This is a genomic window from Aeromonas sp. ANP5, from assembly GCF_963870295.1.
In the GTDB taxonomy this organism is placed as follows: Bacteria; Pseudomonadota; Gammaproteobacteria; order Enterobacterales; family Aeromonadaceae; genus Aeromonas; species Aeromonas veronii.
Genome location: NZ_CAWMRY010000006.1, coordinates 103,858 through 124,464, shown reverse-complemented (window position 1 = coordinate 124,464; position 20,607 = coordinate 103,858). Strand labels below are relative to the sequence as shown.

Annotated in this window: 13 protein-coding genes; 5 read left to right on the top strand and 8 right to left on the bottom strand. The window is 58.4% G+C overall.

The window, feature by feature from the left end; genetic code table 11:
• Positions 1–123 precede the first annotated feature (123 nt).
• A complete protein-coding gene (gene fadI, locus AACT07_RS05635; RefSeq protein WP_069526868.1) occupies positions 124–1,434 on the top strand; it encodes an acetyl-CoA C-acyltransferase FadI in 1,311 nt (436 codons plus the stop codon).
• Positions 1,434–3,581: a fatty acid oxidation complex subunit alpha FadJ gene (gene fadJ / locus AACT07_RS05630; RefSeq protein WP_069526887.1), complete on the top strand. Its 2,148-nt coding sequence runs from the start codon at positions 1,434–1,436 to the stop codon at positions 3,579–3,581. The genes fadI and fadJ overlap by 1 nt, the downstream gene beginning before the upstream one ends.
• Before the next feature lie 168 nt (positions 3,582–3,749).
• Here the strand turns inward: fadJ and AACT07_RS05625 are convergent, their stop codons facing one another.
• The 4 genes from AACT07_RS05625 to AACT07_RS05610 form a co-directional block, all read right to left on the bottom strand.
• On the bottom strand, positions 3,750–5,270 hold the full coding sequence (locus AACT07_RS05625; protein ID WP_069526867.1) for a SpoVR family protein: 1,521 nt from the start codon (positions 5,268–5,270) through the stop codon (positions 3,750–3,752).
• A gap of 9 nt (positions 5,271–5,279) precedes the next feature.
• Entirely contained in the window at positions 5,280–6,551 is a 1,272-nt protein-coding gene (locus AACT07_RS05620) for a YeaH/YhbH family protein (RefSeq protein WP_005360363.1), read from the bottom strand.
• Positions 6,552–6,574: 23 nt separating this feature from the next.
• Positions 6,575–8,497 (bottom strand): PrkA family serine protein kinase, encoded by a 1,923-nt coding sequence (locus tag AACT07_RS05615; RefSeq protein WP_005333223.1) that lies wholly within the window; start codon positions 8,495–8,497, stop codon positions 6,575–6,577.
• Between the two features lie 591 nt (positions 8,498–9,088).
• Complete coding sequence (locus tag AACT07_RS05610; protein WP_069526866.1) at positions 9,089–11,005, bottom strand: RecQ family ATP-dependent DNA helicase; 1,917 nt, start codon at positions 11,003–11,005, stop codon at positions 9,089–9,091.
• Between the two features lie 355 nt (positions 11,006–11,360).
• Between AACT07_RS05610 and sstT the strand changes: the two genes are divergently transcribed.
• Positions 11,361–12,611, top strand: coding sequence for a serine/threonine transporter SstT (gene sstT, locus AACT07_RS05605; protein ID WP_069526865.1), 1,251 nt, complete (start codon positions 11,361–11,363; stop codon positions 12,609–12,611).
• A gap of 569 nt (positions 12,612–13,180) precedes the next feature.
• Here sstT and AACT07_RS05600 read toward each other — a convergent pair.
• From AACT07_RS05600 to pabB, 3 genes are all read right to left on the bottom strand, one after another.
• The gene (locus AACT07_RS05600) at positions 13,181–14,479 is read right to left on the bottom strand and encodes a serine/threonine transporter (RefSeq protein WP_005351750.1); all 1,299 of its coding nucleotides are present in this window, start codon (positions 14,477–14,479) and stop codon (positions 13,181–13,183) included.
• 216 nt (positions 14,480–14,695) lie between these two features.
• A complete protein-coding gene (locus AACT07_RS05595; RefSeq protein WP_069526864.1) occupies positions 14,696–15,262 on the bottom strand; it encodes a CoA pyrophosphatase in 567 nt (188 codons plus the stop codon).
• Positions 15,263–15,305: 43 nt separating this feature from the next.
• The gene (pabB, locus tag AACT07_RS05590) at positions 15,306–16,589 is read right to left on the bottom strand and encodes an aminodeoxychorismate synthase component I (protein ID WP_069526863.1); all 1,284 of its coding nucleotides are present in this window, start codon (positions 16,587–16,589) and stop codon (positions 15,306–15,308) included.
• Between the two features lie 294 nt (positions 16,590–16,883).
• Between pabB and AACT07_RS05585 the strand changes: the two genes are divergently transcribed.
• Entirely contained in the window at positions 16,884–18,410 is a 1,527-nt protein-coding gene (locus tag AACT07_RS05585) for a fumarate hydratase (RefSeq protein ID WP_069526862.1), read from the top strand.
• A 202-nt stretch (positions 18,411–18,612) separates the two neighbouring features.
• Here AACT07_RS05585 and AACT07_RS05580 read toward each other — a convergent pair whose 3' ends face one another.
• Positions 18,613–19,191, bottom strand: coding sequence for a PhnA domain-containing protein (locus AACT07_RS05580; RefSeq protein WP_005333203.1), 579 nt, complete (start codon positions 19,189–19,191; stop codon positions 18,613–18,615).
• A gap of 183 nt (positions 19,192–19,374) precedes the next feature.
• Here AACT07_RS05580 and AACT07_RS05575 point away from each other — a divergent pair, with 183 nt between their 5' ends.
• Positions 19,375–20,595 carry a methyltransferase gene (locus AACT07_RS05575; RefSeq protein ID WP_069526861.1) on the top strand — a complete coding sequence of 407 codons (1,221 nt, stop codon included), beginning with the start codon at positions 19,375–19,377 and terminating at the stop codon, positions 20,593–20,595.
• Positions 20,596–20,607: the final 12 nt, after the last annotated feature.

Below are 20,607 nucleotides of genomic sequence, written 5' to 3'. Positions count from 1 at the left end.
GGCGAGCAAAGGGGCCTTGCCGCGCTTAATTTAGTTTCAATCAGCTGTATGAAACTTGTGATTGGATTGTTAAGATGTGGCGCAATGAGGTCAGACCTCTGCCTTTTAAACCAAGGAGCCAGGATGAAACAGCCATTGAAACTGACGACTCGCCAGGGCGAACGGATTGCCGTCGTGGCGGGGCTGCGTACCCCCTTTGCCAAGCAGGCCACCGCCTTTCATGGCGTGCCTGCAGTCGATCTCGGCAAACTGGTGGTGAGCGAGATGCTTGCCCGTACCGATCTCGATCCCAAGCTTATCGACCAGCTGGTGTTTGGTCAGGTGGTTCAGATGCCGGAAGCCCCCAACATTGCCCGCGAGATCGTGCTCGGTACCGGCATGAGCGTCAATACCGATGCCTATAGCGTCTCCCGCGCCTGCGCCACCAGTTTTCAGGCGGTGGCCAACGTCACTGAATCCATCATGGCGGGGACTGTCGATATCGCCATCGCCGGCGGCGCTGACTCCTCTTCTGTGCTGCCCATCGGGGTGAGTAAGAAGCTGGCCCGCGCCCTAGTGGATCTCAACAAGGCGCGCAATCTGCAGCAGCGTTTCAATATCCTGCGTCAGTTGCGGGTCAAGGATCTGCTGCCGGTGCCGCCTGCGGTGGCGGAATACTCCACTGGCCTCTCCATGGGGCAGACCGCCGAGCAGATGGCCAAGAGCCACCAGATCAGCCGTGAAGCGCAAGATGCGCTGGCGCACCGCTCCCATACCCTGGCCGCGCAGGCTTGGGCTGATGGCAAGCTCAGCGGTGAGGTGTTTACCGCCCATGTGCCGCCCTACAAGTCGCCGCTCGAGCGGGACAACAATATCCGTGAAAGCTCGGATCTCGCGAGCTACGCCAAGCTCAAGCCGGTGTTTGACCGGGTCCATGGCACAGTGACGGCGGCCAACGCCACGCCGCTGACCGATGGCGCCGCTGCCGTGCTGTTGATGCGCGAAGGTCGGGCGAAAGAGCTGGGCCTCGAGCCGCTTGGCTATATCCGCAGCTTCGCTTTCTCGGCTATCGATGTCTGGCAAGACATGCTGATGGGTCCTTCCTATGCCACGCCGCTGGCGCTGGACAGAGCCGGCATCACGCTCAGCGATCTGACCCTGATCGACATGCACGAAGCCTTTGCCGCCCAGACGCTGGCCAACCTCAAGATGTTTGCCAGCCACGAGTTTGCCCGTGACAAGCTGGGCCGCGATCAGGCCATCGGCGAGGTAGACATGGAGAAGTTCAACGTCCTCGGCGGTTCGCTGGCCTATGGCCACCCCTTTGCCGCGACCGGTGCGCGGATGATCACCCAGACCCTGCACGAGCTGCGTCGTCGCGGCGGGGGATTGGGGCTCAACACCGCCTGTGCGGCGGGTGGATTGGGCGTGGCTATGGTGTTGGAGGTTGAATGATGAGCGCTAAGACTTTTTCCCTGGATGTTCGCAAAGATGGCATCGGCATCCTCACCATGGATGTGCCGGGCGAGAGTATGAATACGCTCAAGGCCGCCTTTGTCGAGGAGATCCGCTCCGTACTGGCGGAAGTGAAACGCAACAAGGATTTGATCGGTCTGGTGATCACCTCCGGCAAGAAGGACTCCTTCATCGCCGGCGCTGATATCACCATGCTGGCCGCCTGCACCAGTGCCAAGGATGCCGAGACCCTGTCGCGGGAAGGGCAGGAGATTTTCGCCGAGATCGAGGGGCTGACCATTCCGGTGATCGCCGCCATTCATGGCCCCTGCCTCGGTGGCGGGTTGGAGCTGGCGCTGGCCTGTCATGGCCGGGTGGTGACTGATCACGGCAAAACTGTGCTGGGTTTGCCGGAAGTGCAGCTCGGTCTGCTGCCGGGCTCTGGCGGAACCCAGCGTCTGCCGCGCCTTATCGGGGTGGCCAAGGCGCTGGATCTGATGCTGACCGGTAAGCAGGTGCGGGCCAAACAAGCCAAGAAATTGGGGCTGGTGGACGATGTGGTGCCGCCGTCAATCTTGCTGGATGCTGCCATCAAACTGGCCAAAAAAGGTAAACCGCGTCATCAATTGAAGCGGGATCTGCAGGGCAAGGTGCTTGAGACCAACAAGCTGGGCCGCAAGGTGCTGTTCGATCAGGCCAGCAAGGGGGTGAAAGCCAAGACCCGTGGCAACTATCCGGCGCCGGAGCGGATCCTCGAGGTGGTGCGGATCGGTGTGGAGGAGGGGATGAAGGCCGGTCTGGCCGCCGAATCCCGCCACTTTGGCGAGCTGGTGATGACGGCTGAGTCTGCCGCTCTGCGTTCCATCTTCTTTGCTACCACCGAGATGAAGAAAGAGGTCACCTATCAGGGGGCCGAGCCGCGCAAGGTGGCCCATGCAGCCGTGCTGGGCGGTGGTCTGATGGGGGGCGGCATCGCATTTGTCACCGCTACCAAGGCGGGCGTGCCGGTGCGGATCAAGGATGTGGCAAGCGCCGGGATCGGCAATGCCATGCGCTACAGCTATGACATTCTGGCCAAGAAGCTCAAGCGCCGTCACATTTTGCGCAGCGAGCTGGAAAAGCAGATGAGCCTGTTGACCGGTACCCTCGACTACTCCGGTTTTCACCGGGTGGACATGGTGGTGGAGGCGGTGTTTGAAGATCTCAATCTCAAACACCAGATGGTGAAGGACGTGGAGCGTGAGTGCGGTGAGCACACAGTGTTTGCCTCCAACACCTCCTCCCTGCCCATCAACCAGATTGCGGCAGAGGCGGCGCACCCGGAGCGAGTCGTGGGGCTGCACTACTTCAGCCCGGTGGACAAGATGCCGCTGGCGGAGATCATCCCCCATGCTGGCACCAGTGCCGAGACGGTCGCCACTACCCTGGCCTTTGCCCGTGCCCAGGGCAAAACGCCCATCGTGGTGAAGGACGAAGCCGGTTTCTACGTCAATCGCATCCTTGCCCCCTACATGAATGAAGCGGCGCGATTGGTGCTGGAAGGGGAGCCGGTGGAGGTGCTGGATAGCGCCCTGCTGGACTTTGGTTTCCCGGTTGGCCCCATCACCTTGCTGGACGAGGTGGGGATCGATGTGGGCGCCAAGATCTCCCCTATTCTCGAAAAAGAGCTGGGCGGCGAGCAGTTCCAGGCACCCAAGGCGTTCGACAAGCTGCTGCAAAATGATCGCAAGGGACGCAAGAACGGCAAGGGCTTCTATCTCTATGGCAAGGCGGCACCGCGCAACAAGCTGACTGGCAAAGAGGGCAAGAAGACGGTGGACGAGAGCGTCTATGGCGTGCTCGGCATCAAGCCTTCTGCCAAGCTGGCCCGTCAGGAGATCGCCGAGCGCTGCGTGCTGCTGATGCTCAACGAAGCGGCGATGGCGCTGGATAGCGGTGTGGTGGCGTCGGCCCGTGATGGCGATATCGGCGCCATCTTCGGCATCGGTTTCCCGCCCTTCCTCGGCGGCCCGTTCCGTTATATGGACACGCTCGGGATCGATCATCTGGTTGGCCGTCTGGAGTATTACCAGAAGCGCCACGGCGACCGGTTTGCTCCCTGTGCCCGCCTCAAGGCGATGGCCGCGGAGCAGCAAACCTTTTACTGATAACCGCTGCAGAGTGACCGCAAGACAGAGAGGCCCGCACACCATGCGGGCCTCTTTCTATATTGTGGTTTGTTCGGGTTATTCAGGTGGTGCTGCGATGATGCAGGCAGAGGCGAAGGCCGAAAAAACGGCCCACCGAAGTGGGCCGTCGAGATATCACGTCACGGGTTAGATCCCCGGTTTGCGCTCCGGGCAGCGGCCGATAATATCGGGTGGCAGATCGCCGTTATCCTGTTCCAGCACCACGTCGAACCCCCATAGCTGATGGAGGTGTTTGAGCACCTCGTGGCGCGAATCGCCAAGGGGGATGCGGTTGTGGGGCACATAACGCAGGGTGAGGGAACGATCTCCCTTCACCGCCACGTTGTAGACCTGAATATTTGGCTCCAGATTGCTGAGATTGTATTGAGCTGACAGGGTGTTGCGTACCTGACGGTAACCCTCGTCATTGTGGATGGCCGAGACCTTGATGTAGTTCTTCAGATCGTCGTCATCAATGGCGAACAGCTTCATATCCCGCATCACTTTCGGGCTTAAGAACTGGCTGATAAAGCTCTCGTCCTTGAAGTTCTGCATAGCAAAGTGGAGGGTTTCGACCCAGTTGCTGCCGGCATAGTCGGGGAACCAGTATCTATCTTCCTCGGTCGGGTTCTCGCAGATGCGGCGCAGGTCGGTAAACATGGCAAACCCCAGCGCATAGGGGTTGATCCCCGAGTAGTAGCGACTGTTGTAAGCCGGTTGATAGACCACATTGGTGTGGCTGTGCAGCACCTCCATCATGAAGCGATCGCTCAACTTGCCCTCGTCATAGAGGTGATTGAGGATGGTGTAGTGCCAGAAGGTAGCCCATCCCTCGTTCATCACCTGGGTCTGCTTTTGTGGATAGAAATACTGGCTGATCTTGCGCACTATGCGTACCACTTCCCGCTGCCAGGGCTCCAGCAAGGGGGCATTTTTCTCGATGAAGTAGAGAATGTTCTCCTGGGGCTCTGCGGGGTAGCGCCTGTCCTCCACGCCAGCCGCTTTATGCTGTTTGGGCAGGGTTCGCCACAGCTCGTTGACCTGAGTCTGCAGATAATCTTCCCGTGCCTTCTGACGCCGCTTCTCCTCAGCCATCGAGATCTTCTGGGGACGCTTGTAGCGATCCACCCCGAAGTTCATCAGGGCATGGCAGGAGTCGAGCAGCTGTTCCACCGCCTCGATGCCATGCTTCTCTTCGCACTGGGTGATGTAGTTCTTGGCGAACAGCAGGTAGTCGATGATGGAGGAGGCATCGGTCCAGGCCTTGAACAGGTAGTTGTTCTTGAAGAAGGAGTTATGACCGTAGCAGGCGTGGGCCATCACCAGTGCCTGCATCGGCATGGTGTTCTCCTCCATCAGGTAGGCGATGCAGGGATCGGAGTTGATGACGATCTCGTAGGCCAGTCCCATCTGGCCGCGCTTGTAGTTGCGCTCGGTATGGATAAAGCGCTTGCCGAACGACCAGTGTTGATAGCCGATGGGCATGCCGACGCTGGAGTAGGCATCCATCATCTGCTCAGCGGTGATCACCTCGATCTGGTTGGGGTAGGTATCCAGTTTGTAGAAACGGGCGACCCGGGCGATCTCCTGGTGATAGGTCTCCAGCAGATCGAAGTTCCAGTCTGGTCCGTCATCCAGTGGCGCTACACGTTTTTCTGTTTCGATCATGTGACCTCCTCACGCCGCTTGTTTCTTGAACAGCTCGCGGAACACCGGATAGATATCCTCGACCTTGCGAATGTGCTCCATCGCAAAGTGGGGGAACTGGCTGGCTACCGACTCATATTCGTGCCACAGGGTCTGGTGAGCACGGGTGGTGATCTCGATGTAGGAGTAGTACCGCACCCTTGGCATGATGTCCCGCGCCAAGATCTCCCTGCACTGTGGTGAGTCATCAGCCCAGTTGTCACCATCCGACGCCTGCGCCGCATAGATGTTCCACTGGTTGGCGGGGTAACGCTCATTGATGATGTCATTCATCATCTTGAGGGCGCTGGATACGATGGTGCCGCCAGTCTCCTGGGAGTAAAAGAACTCGTGTTCATCCACCTCCTTGGCCTGGGTATGGTGGCGGATATAGACCACTTCGACGTTCTTGTAGGTCCGGCTCAGGAACAGATAGAGCAGGATATAGAAACGCTTGGCCATCTCCTTGGTGGCCTGATCCATGGAGCCCGAGACGTCCATCAGACAGAACATCACCGCCTGACTGGAGGGGACGGGCCGTTTGACGAAGTTGTTGAACTTGAGGTCGAAGGTGTCGATAAAGGGCACCGCGTCGATCCGCCGCTTCAGCTCCCTGATCTCCTTCTCGAGCAGGGCTATTTCGGCAAAGTGCTCGTTAGGATCGGTGGCCAGCAGGGCCAGCCGATCTTCCAGTTCATGCAATTGGCGTTTCTTGCCTGCTTGCAGCGCCATGCGACGTGCCAGCGAATTTTGCAGGGAACGCACCACGTTGATGTTGGCGGGCACCCCGTTGGAGGTGTAGCCCGCCCGATAGGTTTTCACCTCCATCAGTTGATTGAGCTGGGTTTTCTGCAGCCTGGGCAGCTCCAGATCTTCAAACAGCAGATCGAGATACTCATCCTTGGAGATCTGGAACACGAAATCATCGGCCCCTTCACCCTGATTGGATGCCTGTCCCTCGCCGGAACCCTGTCCGCCGCCCCCTCCTTTGGGACGGTCAATCTTGTCGCCGGAGACGAACTGATCATTGCCGGGATGCACCATCTCCCGTTTACCGCCGTGCCCCTGATGAAAATGGGGCTCGCCGATATCCTTGGTCGGGATGCTGATGCTCTCGCCCTTGTCTACGTCCTGAATGCTGCGCTTGGAGACAGCATCCGAGACCGCTTGTTTTATCTGCTTCTTGTAGCGGCGAATGAAGCGCTGCCGATTGACAGCGCTTTTGTTTTTGCCGTTGAGCCTGCGGTCGATAAAATGCGCCATAACTCCCCCTTGAACAGTCAGGGTCAGGATGACTTGCGTACCCTGAGATACCATTCGGAGAGCAGTCGCACCTGTTTGCGGGTGTAGCCTTTCTCCATCATCCGTTCGACAAAGTTATCGTGCTTCTTCTGCTCCTCGGCCGAGGTTTTGCTGTTGAAGGAGATAACCGGCAGCAGCTCTTCCGTGTTGGAGAACATCTTCTTCTCGATCACGGTGCGCAGCTTCTCGTAACTGGTCCAGTTGGGGTTACGGCCTGCATTGTTGGCCCGGGCTCGCAGCACGAAGTTGACGATTTCGTTGCGGAAATCCTTCGGGTTGCTGATCCCGGCGGGTTTTTCAATTTTCTCCAGCTCGCTGTTGAGGGACGCTCTGTCAAACAGCTGGCCGGTTTCGGGGTCACGGTACTCCTGATCCTGGATCCAGAAGTCGGCGTAGGTGACGTAGCGATCGAAGATGTTCTGACCGTACTCGGAGTAGGACTCGAGATAGGCGGTCTGGATCTCCTTGCCGATGAACTCCACATAGCGTGGGGTCAGATAGCCCTTGATGAACTCAAGGTAGCGATCGTGCAGCTCTTGCGGGAACTGTTCGCGCTCGATCTGCTGCTCCAGCACATAGAAGAGGTGCACCGGGTTGGCGGCCACTTCCGCGTGGTCGAAGTTGAAGACGCGGGAGAGGATCTTGAACGCAAAGCGGGTAGAGAGACCATTCATCCCTTCGTCTACACCGGCGTAGTCGCGATACTCCTGATAGCTCTTCGCCTTGGGATCGGTGTCTTTCAGGCTCTCGCCATCATAGACCCGCATCTTGGAGTAGATGCTGGAGTTTTCCGGCTCTTTCAGCCGTGACAACACAGAGAACTGGCCCAGCAGCTCGAGGGTGCCCGGGGCGCATTTGGCCTCGGTCAATTCGCTGTTGATCAGCAGTTTCTCGTAGATCTTCACCTCTTCGGAGACGCGCAGGCAGTAAGGCACCTTGACGATGTAGACCCGGTCGAGGAAGGCCTCGTTGTTCTTGTTGTTGCGGAACTGCTGCCACTCGGATTCGTTGGAGTGAGCGAGCAAGATGCCGTCAAAGGGGAGGGCTGAGAGCCCTTCGGTACCGTTGTAGTTACCCTCCTGGGTTGCCGTCAGCAGCGGGTGCAGCACCTTGATGGGGGCCTTGAACATCTCCACAAACTCCATCACCCCCTGGTTCGCTTTACAGAGCGCACCTGAGTAGGAGTAGGCATCGGCGTCATCCTGGGCGAAGTGCTCCAGCATGCGGATGTCGACCTTGCCGACCAGTGAGGAGATGTCCTGGTTGTTGTCATCACCGGGTTCAGTCTTGGCAATGGCGATTTGATCGAGGATGGAGGGGTTGACCTTCTCCACCTTGAACTTGGTGATGTCGCCGCCAAACTCGTGCAGGCGTTTGGCCACCCAGGGGGACATGATGGGACGCAGGTAACGGCGCGGGATGCCGTACTCTTTTTCCAGGATCTCCCCATCCTCTTCGATATCGAACAGGCAGAAGGGGTGATCATTGACTGGTGAGCCCTTGATGCGATAGATGGGCACCTTCTGCATCAGGGATTTGAGTTTCTCTGCAAGCGAGGATTTACCGCCGCCAACGGGGCCCAGCAGATAGAGGATCTGTTTCTTCTCCTCCAGCCCTTGGGCGGAGTGTTTGAGGTAGGAGACGATCTGTTCGATGGCCTCTTCCATCCCGTAGAAATCCTTGAAGGCGGGATAGCGTGCCACGACGCGGTTGGAGAAGAGTCGGCTCAGTCTGGGGTTGGCTGAGGTGTCTACCATCTCCGGCTCACCAATGGCGGTCAGCAGACGTTCGGCTGCGGAGGCGTAGCAGGCTTTGTCCTGCTTACACATATCCAGGAACTCCTGGATGGTATATTCCTCTTCTCTCGCTTTTTCATATCGCTGTTGGTAATGCTCGAATATGCCCATAACTTTGCCCTCGTTATAGTCGCTTACCCTGAAAAAAGTGGATGACTGCTTTTGTGTTGTGCGCTTTTAAAGCCTAGTCAACAGACTCCAGTAATCCATCACGGTTGATAGGTTAAATTCTGAAGAAACCTGCCCGATCCTTGTGCGGGGAGGGTCAGTCAACAACACCGCTATGTTACTGACTGTTAAATTATTTTTGCCACGATAGTGAGGTAAATGTCAAAGACATAAAAAATAAATGTTTATGGGAAAGAGGGAACTTATTGCGAAAAGATTAAGGGGTTTGACGAAAGGCAATGGGGCTGCGGGTTGGCGGGGTTATGAATGAAAATATCATTACGTGAACGTCAACGTAAATTGCTTTGTTTGGAGTTTAGACTCTAATTTTTACATTGACGCTACATTTTGAGTGCCCTAGATTGGCGATGTGTGAGCAGCAAGACGCTTTAGCAAGAGAGTTGACTGTTGCCTCACCAAGCTCTGTTTAAGCACGTTTCCGTTGGCTTGACCCTCGCAACCGCGAGGGTCTTCTTTTTCTGCGTCTGTAAACGCTTGTTTCTGCTGGTGGCTATTGACGCCGCCAGCACTCATCTAGCAAGGGTAGGCTTGTTGCACTGCCGCCAGGACGCGGGCAAACGGGTACGCGGCCAACTGGCCTGCGCCCGCCAGCGATTTGGCTTTGACCCGGCTGGTCAGCGGTGTGGCGATACCGCACAGGAAACGGGCCAGAACACGCGCATCCACCGAACCTGTCTTGGCAATCAGCGGATCGCACCAGGCGCGGATCCCCGCCTCGTTTGGCATGGTCAGTGAGGGCAGGGGCGGGAGATGCGCCACCTCGCCGCGACAAACCGAACAGTGGCCACAATGAACCGGCGCCACCTCATCGGCAAAATAGCGGGCGAGGCGGTGGCTCAGGCACTCACTTGAGGTGAAAAAGTCGAGCATGGCTTGCAGTCTTGCCAGCTCGCTCTGCTCTTTTTGCAGGAACAGGGCGTGCAGGGCTTTTGCTTCCTGCTCGTTGTCCCACCCCTGACGGGTGATCCGGTAGACCTCGGTCATCTGTTTGCTTTCAAGCTCGATCCAGCCTTGCTGCTGCAGGTAGTCGAGCGCCGCAACGGCCCGCTGTCGCTCTCCCTGATAGCCCTGCCAGAGGGCGTCAAAGTCCATGGTGCACCAGCTGCGGGCTTGCGGGGCACAGGCGAACAGCTGCTCCAGAAACTGGCGGCGATCCGGATTGAAGCGGCTCACTATCTCGCCTTTATCCAGCACAAACTTGAAGCGGTAGTCGGCGTAGTAGCTGTAGGCCGGGGTGATGATGCCCGCCATCTCCAGATAGACCAGCAGGGTTTTAAGGGGCAACTGGCGGATATTGGTGTCGTTGGAGAGGCGCAGCAGGGTGAATTCCCACTCGTTCCCGCTCTGCTTGATGATGGCAAGGAGCTGGAGGATGGCACTCAAATCCGGCGTATCGCCGTAGACGAAGTTCTCCAGCACCGGCAGCTGGCTCTGGTTGGCCAGCACGATACAGCGCGATGGCTGGCCATCCCGCCCGGCGCGGCCAATTTCCTGGCTGTAGTTCTCGATGGATTTGGGCAGATCGTAGTGAATGACCCGCCGGATATCCGCTTTGTCGATCCCCATGCCAAAGGCGATGGTGGCGACGATGCAGTCCACCTTGCCCGCCATGAAGTCGTGCTGGATCTGACTGCGCAGAGCCGAGTCGAGTCCGGCATGATAGGCGCGGGCGTTGATCCCTTCTCTAATGAGTTGCTCGGCGCAGGCTTCGGCGGTGTGTTGCAAGGTGACGTAGACGATGGTGGGGGCCGCCGGATCGTTTGCCAGCTCCTGCGCGAGCCAGCTATCCCGCGCATCGGGCGACAGGGGAATGACCGCCACATCAAGATTGGGGCGGTAGAAACCGGTGACCACGACCCCCTCCGGCGCTATGCCGAATTTGGTCTGCATATCCTGAATAACCGCCGGTGTGGCGGTGGCGGTGAGCAGCAGCACCTGCGGGATCTTCAGATCATGGCGATAGCTCGGCAGCTTGAGGTAGTCGGGGCGAAAGTTGTGGCCCCACTCCGAGATACAGTGCGCCTCATCGACGACTAGCAGCGAGAGCGGCACTTGCTGGATAAAGCGGCGAAAGCGCTCGTTCTTGAGTCGCTCCACCGAGATCATCAGGATCTTGAGCTGGCCATCCAGCGCCTGCTGCATCACTCGTCGGCTCTCCTCCGGGCTCTGGCTTGAGTCGAGGGTGGCGGCGCTTATTCCCTTGCTTTTAAGGAAGGCGAGTTGATCGTGCATCAGCGCCAGCAGCGGCGATATAACCAGGGTCAGGTGAGGCAGGGCGAGGGCAGGCAGTTGATAACAGAGCGACTTGCCGGAGCCGGTGGGAAAGATGGCGGCGGCACTCTGACCTGCCAGCACCCGGCTGATCACCGCCTCCTGACCTGGCCTGAGTGCGGAGAAACCAAAATATTGGTTGAGCAGGGATGTGATCATGGCAAGGCTCCGCGGCAAATGGGGGATGATAGCACAGCGATTCCGGTCACGGGTGACACAGGAATGGTTGTGAGGGTGAGGGCAGAGAGTGTCGATAAAACGTACAAAAATGGGTGGTTGCTCTGTGGTTAAGGTTTTGTTGCGGTTTTTTGTGATGGAAACGGGATATTTTTTGGTGAGTCTCTGGAAAAAAAAGATGGCGAATGGGATATTCCGTCATGCAATCCGGTGACTGGCGGATCGGCCCGACAGAAGGCTGGCCACAGACACCACATCAGGGCGACAGGGGTCTCCCGATGAGTGGTTGCAGACAGGACTCATGATTCATGCACTACGGTGCTTAGGGACTTTTTTGATGACACAACAACACCCCCTCCTTCGGCTGGTCAATAGCACCAGCCTGGTCAGCCAGATCCTGGTTGGTCTGGTATTCGGTATCTTGCTGGCACTGTTTGCGCCCGAGTGGGCGAAAACGGCAGGTCTGCTTGGCAATCTGTTCGTTGGTGCACTGAAAGCGGTAGCCCCGCTGCTGGTATTCGTACTGGTGATGGCGGCCATCATTGGTCACAAGCAGGGTCAGAAGACCAATATTCGCCCGCTGCTGGCGCTCTACCTCTTTGGTACCTTCTCTGCGGCCGTGGTCGCGGTGATTGCCAGCTTCCTGTTCCCCTCCAACCTCCATCTGGTGGCCAATACTGCCGAGATCACCCCGCCAGGCGGGATCACCGAGGTGCTGCAGACCTTGCTGTTCAATGTGGTAACCAACCCGGTCAAGGCGCTGATGGATGCCAACTATATCGGTATTCTGGCGTGGGCCATCGGTCTGGGTATCGCCATGCGCCATGCCAACGAGAGCACCAAGGCGCTCATCACTGACCTGTCTCACGGTGTCTCCGCCATCGTGAAAGCGGTGATCCGCTGTGCTCCGCTCGGGATCCTGGGTCTGGTTGCCTCCACGCTGGCAGAGACAGGCTTTGACGCCCTGTTTGGCTATGCCCAACTGCTGGTGGTGCTGATCGGCTGCATGCTGTTTATCGCCTTTGTGGTCAACCCGTTGATCGTCTTCTGGAAGATCAAGCGCAACCCTTATCCGCTGGTGCTGACTTGCCTCAAAGAGAGCGGCGTGACCGCCTTCTTTACCCGCAGCTCTGCCGCCAACATCCCGGTCAACATGGCGCTGTGTGAAAAACTGCGCCTGCCCAAAGATACCTACGCGGTCTCCATCCCGCTGGGTGCCACCATCAACATGGCGGGTGCGGCCATCACCATCACTGTGCTCGCCATGGCGGCGGTACATACCCTGGGGATGGAAGTGGACATGGCAACTGCCGTGCTGCTCTCTGTGGTTGCCACCATCAGTGCCTGTGGCGCATCCGGTGTCGCTGGTGGCTCCTTGCTGCTGATCCCGCTGGCGTGCAGCCTGTTTGGTATCAGCAACGACATCGCCATGCAGGTGGTGGCCGTCGGCTTTATCATCGGCGTGTTGCAGGATTCTGCCGAGACAGCGCTGAACAGCTCCACCGACGTGCTGTTCACCGCCGCAGCTTGCATGGCTGAAGATGAAACCTTGCTGGATGTGGCTCCGGTACCGAGCCGCGAAGCCTGATCTCGTAACGGTCAGTTTCGCAACACACTAGCGCCCTCTTCGGAGGGCGCTTTTTATTGCCGGATTTGCTTTCTTTTCCTCTTTAAGCAGGCTCTTTGGCTGATGTGCTGGACATTCTGTCACCCTTGTCCAGGGCGCTGCCTTATCTTTGTCCCTTCGAGTTGTGCTTACTCCCTCTGTTGTGCGTCACACACCTTTGTCTGCTCTGCCAAGAGCCGGTTGCTATGGCTTACCCCAGATCTTCAGGACAATCACAGCATCACAGCATCACAGCATCACAGAAGAACGAAGATGGCTGGCTGCGGCAGATGAACCCAACCTGTCCTATCAGACACGCCATCATGGTTTGGTGAGGGGGAGTAAACGTGTTGGCGATATTGAGCTGCGGGCAGGGGGGCATGTTGATACCCGACGTGCTCAGTCATGGTGTTTGTGAGCATGCAGATATCCAACAAGGTGGGGGGGAGTAATAAGGAGAGTGCAGGACAATCGCGGTGGCACAGGTTGCAGAGATAAAAAAGCCAGCCGAGTGTTCGGCTGGCATTTTGCTATCAGCGGCAGGTAGGGGATTAACCGACCAGCTGATAGAGGATGGCGGAGATGGCGATCATCCCCATCACAGCGACAAATACGTTGCTGATATGGCCCTGATATTTCGCCATGGCCGGTACGCGCTTGATGGCGTACATCGGCATGATGAACAGGATGGTAGCGATGATCGGGCCGCCAAGAGATTCAATCATGCCCAGGATGGAGGGGTTGGCAATGGCAGTGCCCCACAGGGTCAGGATGAAGAAGGCGATGATGAACATCTCGACTTTCTTGGCGTTCGGCTCTTTGCCTGACTTGCGCATGTTCTGCACGATCATCCCCTTCAGACCTTCACGGGCACCCAGATAGTGGCCGAAGAAGGAGGAGACGATGGCCACGAACGCAACCAACGGACCGAAGTAGGAGATGATGGGGCTGGCATGCTGGTTGGCCAGATAGGAGAGCACGGCGATGTTCTGAGCCTTGGCTTCTGCCAGCTGGGCCGGTGTCAGGCTCATGACGCAGGAGAAGACGAAGAACATCACGAAGCCCAGCAGCACCATGGCGGTACGCTTGAGGATGGCATCGGCTTTCTCGACAGCCTGATCGCCATGGTCGCGGCGCTGGGCCAGAGAGAAGCTGGAGATGGCCGGGCTGTGGTTGAAGGAGAAAACCAGTACCGGGATGGTCAGCCACAGGGTAGTGGCGAAATCCTTGGCAGAGGGCACCTGCTCCAGCGCGGCACCGGTCCAGTCAGGGATCAGGTACAAAGAGATACCGGCCAGAATGGCGATCAGCGGATAAACCAGCAGCTCGGTCACTTTCAGCATCAGCTTTTCACCGGCCAGCATCACCGACATCATGCCCATGATCAGCACGATGGAGAGGATCCAGCGCGGCGGGGCACTCATCTGCAGCTGGTTGACCATGAAGCTTTCGACGGTGTTGGTGATACCCACGCCGTAGATCAGCACGATGGGGTAGATGGCGAAGAAGTAGAGCAGGGTGATTAATTTACCGGCACCCACGCCAAAGTGCTCTTCCACCACTTCGGTGATGTCTGCATTTGGCTTTTTGGAGGAGAGCACGAAGCGGGCCAGGCCACGGTGGGCCAGATAGGTCATGGGACCTACCAGCAGCGCCATGACGACCAGCGGCCAGAAACCGCCCATACCCGCGTTGATCGGCAGGAACAGGATCCCCGCACCAACCGCGGTCCCGAACAGACTGATGACCCAGGTAGAGTCGCGTTTTTCCCAACGAGTGGTTTGAGTAGAGCGGATCCCTTGCTCTGTTGACGCCGCAACTCCCTGCGTGCCAGTGACTGTGTTTGACATCTATCTCACCCCGAATGTGTGGTTCTTATTAAGTCGGCGCAAGGATACGGTTTTTCTAATCAAAAATGTTGATCAAATTCATCTTTACGGCACGAAAAACCGCACTTTCTTATGGAAATGTGATCAAAACAAGAAAAATTCAATTATTGTTTATCAATTGGCACGTTATTTTAGTGTTAATGATTAAATCTCGCTCAGCCAAATGTAGGTAAATTGTTATTTTTCGAGATGCTGGGCTAGTTGGTTGATCATGCTGGCGGTAGCCCCCCAGATAAAGTGCTGTTGCCAGGGGATCCAGTAGATGGTGTGCGCTTTCCCCCCTCTGGAAAGGGTCAGGGGGATGTGGTTGCGCCGATCCAGCAGATGGGTCAGCGGCACTTCAAAGGCGTGATCCACCTCATCAGGACTCAGGATGAGGGGATAGTTGCCATCGAGCAGCCCCAGCACCGGCAGCACCTCGAATCGTGACACGGTATTAAGCGGGTTGAGGGTGCCGATCACTTCAATCAGTCGGGCCGGAATGCCGAGCTCCTCTTCGGTCTCCCGCAGCGCCGTGGCAATCAGGTTTTCGTCGCCGGGATCCTGTCGCCCGCCGGGGAAGCTGATCTGCCCCCCATGATGACGCAGCCGTGGGCTGCGCCGGGTCAATAACACGCTGAGCCCCTCATCGCGCATCACCACCGGGATCAACACCGCCGCCGGACTGAGCCCGCCAATAGCGAGGCGATGGGCCGGCGCAGGTTGCTGCAACTGGAAGCGGGTCAGCAGTTCGTGGCGATCCATGGCGGGTGCTCTCTCCTGTGCGGTGGCCTGACAGTGGGGACGGTTACAGCGCCGAGAGCGGCGGCAGGATGCGGGCGACCTTGTCATAGGTCTCCTGATATTCGCTGTCGGCGTCGGAGTCGGCGATGATGCCTCCACCGGCCCAGCAGTGCAGGCGACCCGCTTCGGCGATCAGGGTGCGAATGCAGATGCTGGTATCTATCCGGCCGTGCTGGCTGAGATAGCCGATGCTGCCGCAATAGGCATTGCGCCGCTGGGGCTCCAGCTCCTCAATGATCGCCATGGCGCGGATCTTGGGGGCGCCGGTGATGGAGCCACCCGGGAAACAGGCCCGCAGCAGATCGACTCCTTGCCAGCGTGCATCCAGCTCACCGTGGATGGTGGAGACCAGATGATGTACCGCCGGAAACGACTCCACCGCAAAGAGATGAGGCACGCTGACCGAGCCCGGCCGGCTGACCCGACCGATGTCGTTGCGCAGCAGATCAACGATCATCAGATTCTCTGATCTGTCCTTGTCGGCCTGCGCCAGCTCCCGCGCGACTTGCCGATCGGTGGCCGGATCGGGGTGGCGAGGGCGAGTGCCCTTGATGGGTTTGGTTTCGATATGACGGCCATCGAGCAGCAGGAAGCGCTCGGGGGAGAGGCTCAGCAGCGCGCTCTCCGGCAGACGGATAAAGGCTGAGAAGGGGGCCTTGTTGGCGGTGGCCAGCAGGCAGTAGGCCTGCCACTCATCCCCCTGATAGGGGGCGCTGAAACGCTGGGTCAGGTTGATCTGGTAGCAATCCCCTGCGGCGAGATATTCCTGAATGCGGGCAAACTTCTCGCCATACTCGGCGCGGCTCATATTGCTCTGCCACGCCCCCAGCAAGGCAAAAGCGGGGGCCGGTTTGGCCTGCTGCTGTTCAAGCCAGGCCAGCCGGTTGGCAAGGCCCGCTTTATCCCCCCAGTGCACCAGCTGCCAGTCGCCGGTCGCCACATTGCGAAGCAGCGCCCAGTCGTAGATGCCCACCGCCATGTCTGGCAGCGCGATATCGGCGGCGGCCTGCACCGGCAGTCGCTCAAAGCGGCGGCCCAGATCATAGCCAAACAGGCCGAGGGCGCCGCCAATAAAGGGCAGGTGAGTGGCACACAAATCCAGCTCCCCCAGCAGCTGTTGCTGGGTATGGGCCAGCAGGGCGAGGGGATCTTCGCTGTGTTCGCTGATATTCGCCCCGATACGCAGAGTGGTCACCTCGCCACGGGTTTCGAGGGTCGCCAGCGGATCGGCAGTGATGATATCAAAGCCGTTATCGGCACCGAGTGGTCCCGCCGATTCCAGCAACATGGCCCACGGCTGATGTTGCAGGCGGGCAAAAAGCTGATGGAGTTCAGCACTATGGTCTAGATGATGGATATGAAGTGTTGGCGTCATTTTATGTTACACAGGCAACAGTTTGGTTCCCGAACCCTAGTCGGTGCTGGTGGGCAAGCGTATCATAGGTGTCGGTGACTTAAGAAAAAACTGCCGTGTCGTTCGTTTTTTGCTGGTTGATAGTTTTTAGCCAGCACGTCAGCACGGCCCATCATATGGAAGCCCTTGCCCTGCTCCGTGGCAGAGACAAGGACCAGTGAGGATGATATGAGCATTATAAAAAAACAGGATTTCATCGATTCTATCGCAGATGCCCTCCAGTACATCTCCTATTACCACCCGTTGGATTTTGTTCAGGCTGCCAAAGCGGCGTATGACCGCGAGGCCAACCCGGCCGCCAAAGATGCGCTTGCCCAGATCCTGATCAACTCCCGCATGTCCGCCGAAGGTCATCGTCCGCTCTGCCAGGACACCGGCATCGTGACCTGTTTCGTCAAAATTGGCATGCAGGTCCAGTGGGACAGCGACATGACAGTGCAGGAGATGGTGGACGAAGGGACCCGTCGTGCCTACACCAATCCTGACAACCCGCTGCGCGCCTCGGTGCTGGCCGATCCGGCCGGCAGTCGCAAAAACACCAAAGACAACGCCCCTGCCGTGGTCCATATCGACATGATCCCCGGCAACAAGGTGGAAGTGAGCATCGCGGCCAAAGGCGGCGGCTCCGAGAACAAATCCAAGATGGTGATGCTCAACCCCTCTGACGATATCGTCGAGTGGGTGCTGAAAACCGTGCCGACCATGGGCGCCGGCTGGTGCCCGCCCGGCATGCTGGGCATCGGCATCGGCGGTACCGCCGAGAAAGCGGCAGTGCTGGCCAAAGAGGCCCTGATGGAGCACATCGACATTCAGGATCTGATCGCCCGTGGCCCGCAAACCACTGAAGAGAAGCTGCGGGTCGAGCTCTACGACAAGGTCAACAAGCTGGGGATCGGTGCCCAAGGGCTGGGCGGCCTCACTACCGTGCTGGATGTGAAGGTGAAATCTGCGCCGACTCACGCCGCCTCCAAGCCGGTGGTGATGATCCCCAACTGCGCCGCGACCCGTCACGTTCATTTCGAGCTGGATGGTTCAGGCCCTGCTGAACTGACTCCGCCGAAACTGAGTGACTGGCCGGAGATCGCCCGTGAAGCGGGTGGCAATGTGCGCCGCGTCAACGTCGATGGCATCACCAAGGCCGAACTGGCCAGCTGGAAGAGCGGTGATACCGTGCTGCTCTCCGGCAAGATCCTCACCGGTCGCGACGCCGCCCACAAGCGTATCGCCGACATGCTGAAAAATGGCGAAGGGCTGCCTGAAGGGGTCGATTTCACCAACCGCTTTATCTATTACGTTGGCCCGGTCGATGCGGTGCGTGACGAAGTAGTCGGCCCGGCAGGCCCCACCACCTCCACTCGGATGGACAAGTTCACCGATATGATGCTGGGTGAAACCGGCCTTATCGGCATGATCGGCAAATCCGAGCGTGGTCCGAAAACCGTCGAGAGCATCAAGCAGCACAAGGCCGTCTATCTGATGGCGGTGGGCGGGGCTGCTTATCTGGTGGCCAAGGCCATCAAGAAGGCCCGCGTGGTGGCTTTTGCCGATCTCGGCATGGAAGCGATCTACGAGTTTGAAGTGGAAGATATGCCGGTGACCGTTGCGGTCGACTCCGAAGGCAACAATATCCACGAAACCGGCCCGGCCTACTGGTCGGCCAAGATTGCCGAGCTAGATGGCAAGCTCTCCTCCTGAGTGACCGTTTTCGCTGCCGGTTAACGGTATCGGCCCTGTAAAGAAGGCGCGTCCATCCGGATGCGCCTTTTTGCTTTGGCTGGCCTTATGGGCTCAGGTTTGTCGTTTGTGGCAAGCGGGCATAAAAAAGGATGGCGTGACGCCATCCTTTTTCCGTTGTGCTTGTGCTCTGGCAGCAGACAGCAGAGCAATCGCCCTTGGTTTAGGCCTTTTTCAGGTAGGCAGCAACCAGTACGATCTGCACGCCGTTGACCTTGCCTTCGATATGGAGCGGGTTGTTGGTCAGACGGATGCCCTTGACCAGGGTGCCTCGCTTGGCGGTAAAACCGGCGCCTTTCACGTCCAGATCCTTGATCAGGGTAACGGAGTCGCCCTCTTGCAGCACGGCGCCGTTGGAGTCAACGGTCGGTACGCTGTCGTCATCTTCGTCAGCAATACCAGCTTCAGCCCAGGCCTTGGCTTCGTCCTCCATGTACATCATGTCCAGCAGATCCTGAGCCCACACCTCACCCTTGCCGGAGAGTGCTTTGAGCTGGCGCCATGCCATCACCTGCACCGCAGGCACCTGGCTCCACATGCTGTCGCTCAGGCAACGCCAGTGGTTCACCACCAGGGTATCCGGTTGTTCCAGCTGACCACGGCAGGTGTCACAGATAGCAACGCTGTGATCATCGTCGCTGGCGGGGGAGTGAGGCACCACGAAGGCGGTCAGCGCCTGCTCGGCGCTGCACAGTTCACACTTGGCGCCCGCGCGCGCTTGCAGAATGGCGTTGATGGTCATGTTGTTGGTCCCATAGCTAGTGTAAAGCGACCCGCGTTGGACGGGGCGCGTGAAAGAGGGGGCGGAATATAGCATAAAACCCCGCACTTTGTCAGGTCTGCCCTGGCTCACAAGGTTGGCTGTGCTGTTGCGCGGCGCTGATCGTTTGGTATTGAGAGTGCAATTTGAAGCGGGATCGATAGAATGAGCCTCCTTTTTGACTGCAAGGCAGGGGCATTCGTGCTGGCTCAACGTTTTCAACAACTGGATCGACTGCTCACCCGCTACCAACGCTGGTGGCAATATCAGCCATATCATCATCTGACCATGGCCTTTGCCGATGAGGCGCCCGAATTGGCTGCGTTGCTCAATGGGCTGACGCTCGGCCAGTTGGCAGAGCTCGATGCGGATATGGATGCCCTCAGCAGTCTTCTTGCCCCCTGGATTGCCGAGGGCGCCGAGCTGCAGCAACTCAGCCTGCTTGCCCCGTTTACCCCTGAGCCCATCACTTGCAGCAAGGAGATGGCGCTGCATATGCCGGGGCGCAAGCAGGCCCAGATCGAGTCGTTCACCGCCTGTCTGCCGGCCCATCAGGGCCCCTATCTGGAGTGGTGTGCCGGCAAGGGGCATCTTGGGCGGCTGGTGTCACTTCATCGACAGGCTCCGATCCTCAGTCTGGAGTTGCAAGGGCAGCTTTGTGACGAAGGTCGGCTGCTGGCCGAGCGGGATGGCGCCAATATGACCTTTACCTGCGCCGATGCCTTTGCCCCCGAGTCGGCGGTGCTGATCGCCCCCGAACATCATGCCATGGCACTCCATGCCTGCGGCGAGCTGCACACCCATCTGCTGGAGCGGGTGGCCGAGCGCGGTGCCCGCGGAGTGACCATCTCTCCCTGTTGTTACCACCTGATCCGCAGCAGCCACTATCGCCCGCTGTCGGCCGCGGCCAATGCCAGCGAGCTGGTGTTGAGCAAGGCGGATCTCAAGTTGCCGCTACAGGAGACGGTGACTGGCGGTGCGCGGATCGCCCGCCTGCGCGAGCAGGAAGTGGTGTGGCGGCTCGGGTTTGACTGCCTGCAGCGTCAGGTACGCGGGGTGGATGAGTATCTGCCGGTCCCCAATATGCAAAAGAGCCTGCTGACCGGCACGTTTGAGGCATTCTGCGGCTGGGCTTCCGAGCGCAAAGGGATTGTGCTGCCCGCTGGGCTCGACTATTCCGCCTGGCTGGAACACGGAGAGCGTCGCTTTGGTGATGTCGCCCGCATGGAGCTGGTGCGTCATTTGTTTCGCCGTCCCCTCGAGATCTGGCTGGCGCTGGATCGCGCGCTCTTTTTGCAAGAGCAGGGCTATCGGGTCGAAGTGGGGGAGTTTTGTGCCAAACCCATGACCCCGCGCAATATCCTGATCCGTGCCGTGCGTGCCTGACATCCGGCTATT

Excerpts from the sequence above, each read along its gene's own strand:
- AACT07_RS05600 (WP_005351750.1), bottom strand. The coding sequence starts at position 14,479 with ATGTCAAACACAGTCACTGGCACGCAGGGAGTTGCGGCGTCAACAGAG.
- pabB (WP_069526863.1), bottom strand. The coding sequence starts at position 16,589 with ATGTTGCTGGAATCGGCGGGACCACTCGGTGCCGATAACGGCTTTGAT.
- sstT (WP_069526865.1), top strand. The coding sequence starts at position 11,361 with ATGACACAACAACACCCCCTCCTTCGGCTGGTCAATAGCACCAGCCTG.
- fadI (WP_069526868.1), top strand. The coding sequence starts at position 124 with ATGAAACAGCCATTGAAACTGACGACTCGCCAGGGCGAACGGATTGCC.
- AACT07_RS05595 (WP_069526864.1), bottom strand. The coding sequence starts at position 15,262 with ATGGATCGCCACGAACTGCTGACCCGCTTCCAGTTGCAGCAACCTGCG.
- AACT07_RS05620 (WP_005360363.1), bottom strand. The coding sequence starts at position 6,551 with ATGGCGCATTTTATCGACCGCAGGCTCAACGGCAAAAACAAAAGCGCT.
- AACT07_RS05625 (WP_069526867.1), bottom strand. The coding sequence starts at position 5,270 with ATGATCGAAACAGAAAAACGTGTAGCGCCACTGGATGACGGACCAGAC.
- AACT07_RS05615 (WP_005333223.1), bottom strand. The coding sequence starts at position 8,497 with ATGGGCATATTCGAGCATTACCAACAGCGATATGAAAAAGCGAGAGAA.
- AACT07_RS05610 (WP_069526866.1), bottom strand. The coding sequence starts at position 11,005 with ATGATCACATCCCTGCTCAACCAATATTTTGGTTTCTCCGCACTCAGG.
- fadJ (WP_069526887.1), top strand. The coding sequence starts at position 1,434 with ATGAGCGCTAAGACTTTTTCCCTGGATGTTCGCAAAGATGGCATCGGC.
- AACT07_RS05575 (WP_069526861.1), top strand. The coding sequence starts at position 19,375 with ATGAGCCTCCTTTTTGACTGCAAGGCAGGGGCATTCGTGCTGGCTCAA.
- AACT07_RS05585 (WP_069526862.1), top strand. The coding sequence starts at position 16,884 with ATGAGCATTATAAAAAAACAGGATTTCATCGATTCTATCGCAGATGCC.
- AACT07_RS05580 (WP_005333203.1), bottom strand. The coding sequence starts at position 19,191 with ATGACCATCAACGCCATTCTGCAAGCGCGCGCGGGCGCCAAGTGTGAA.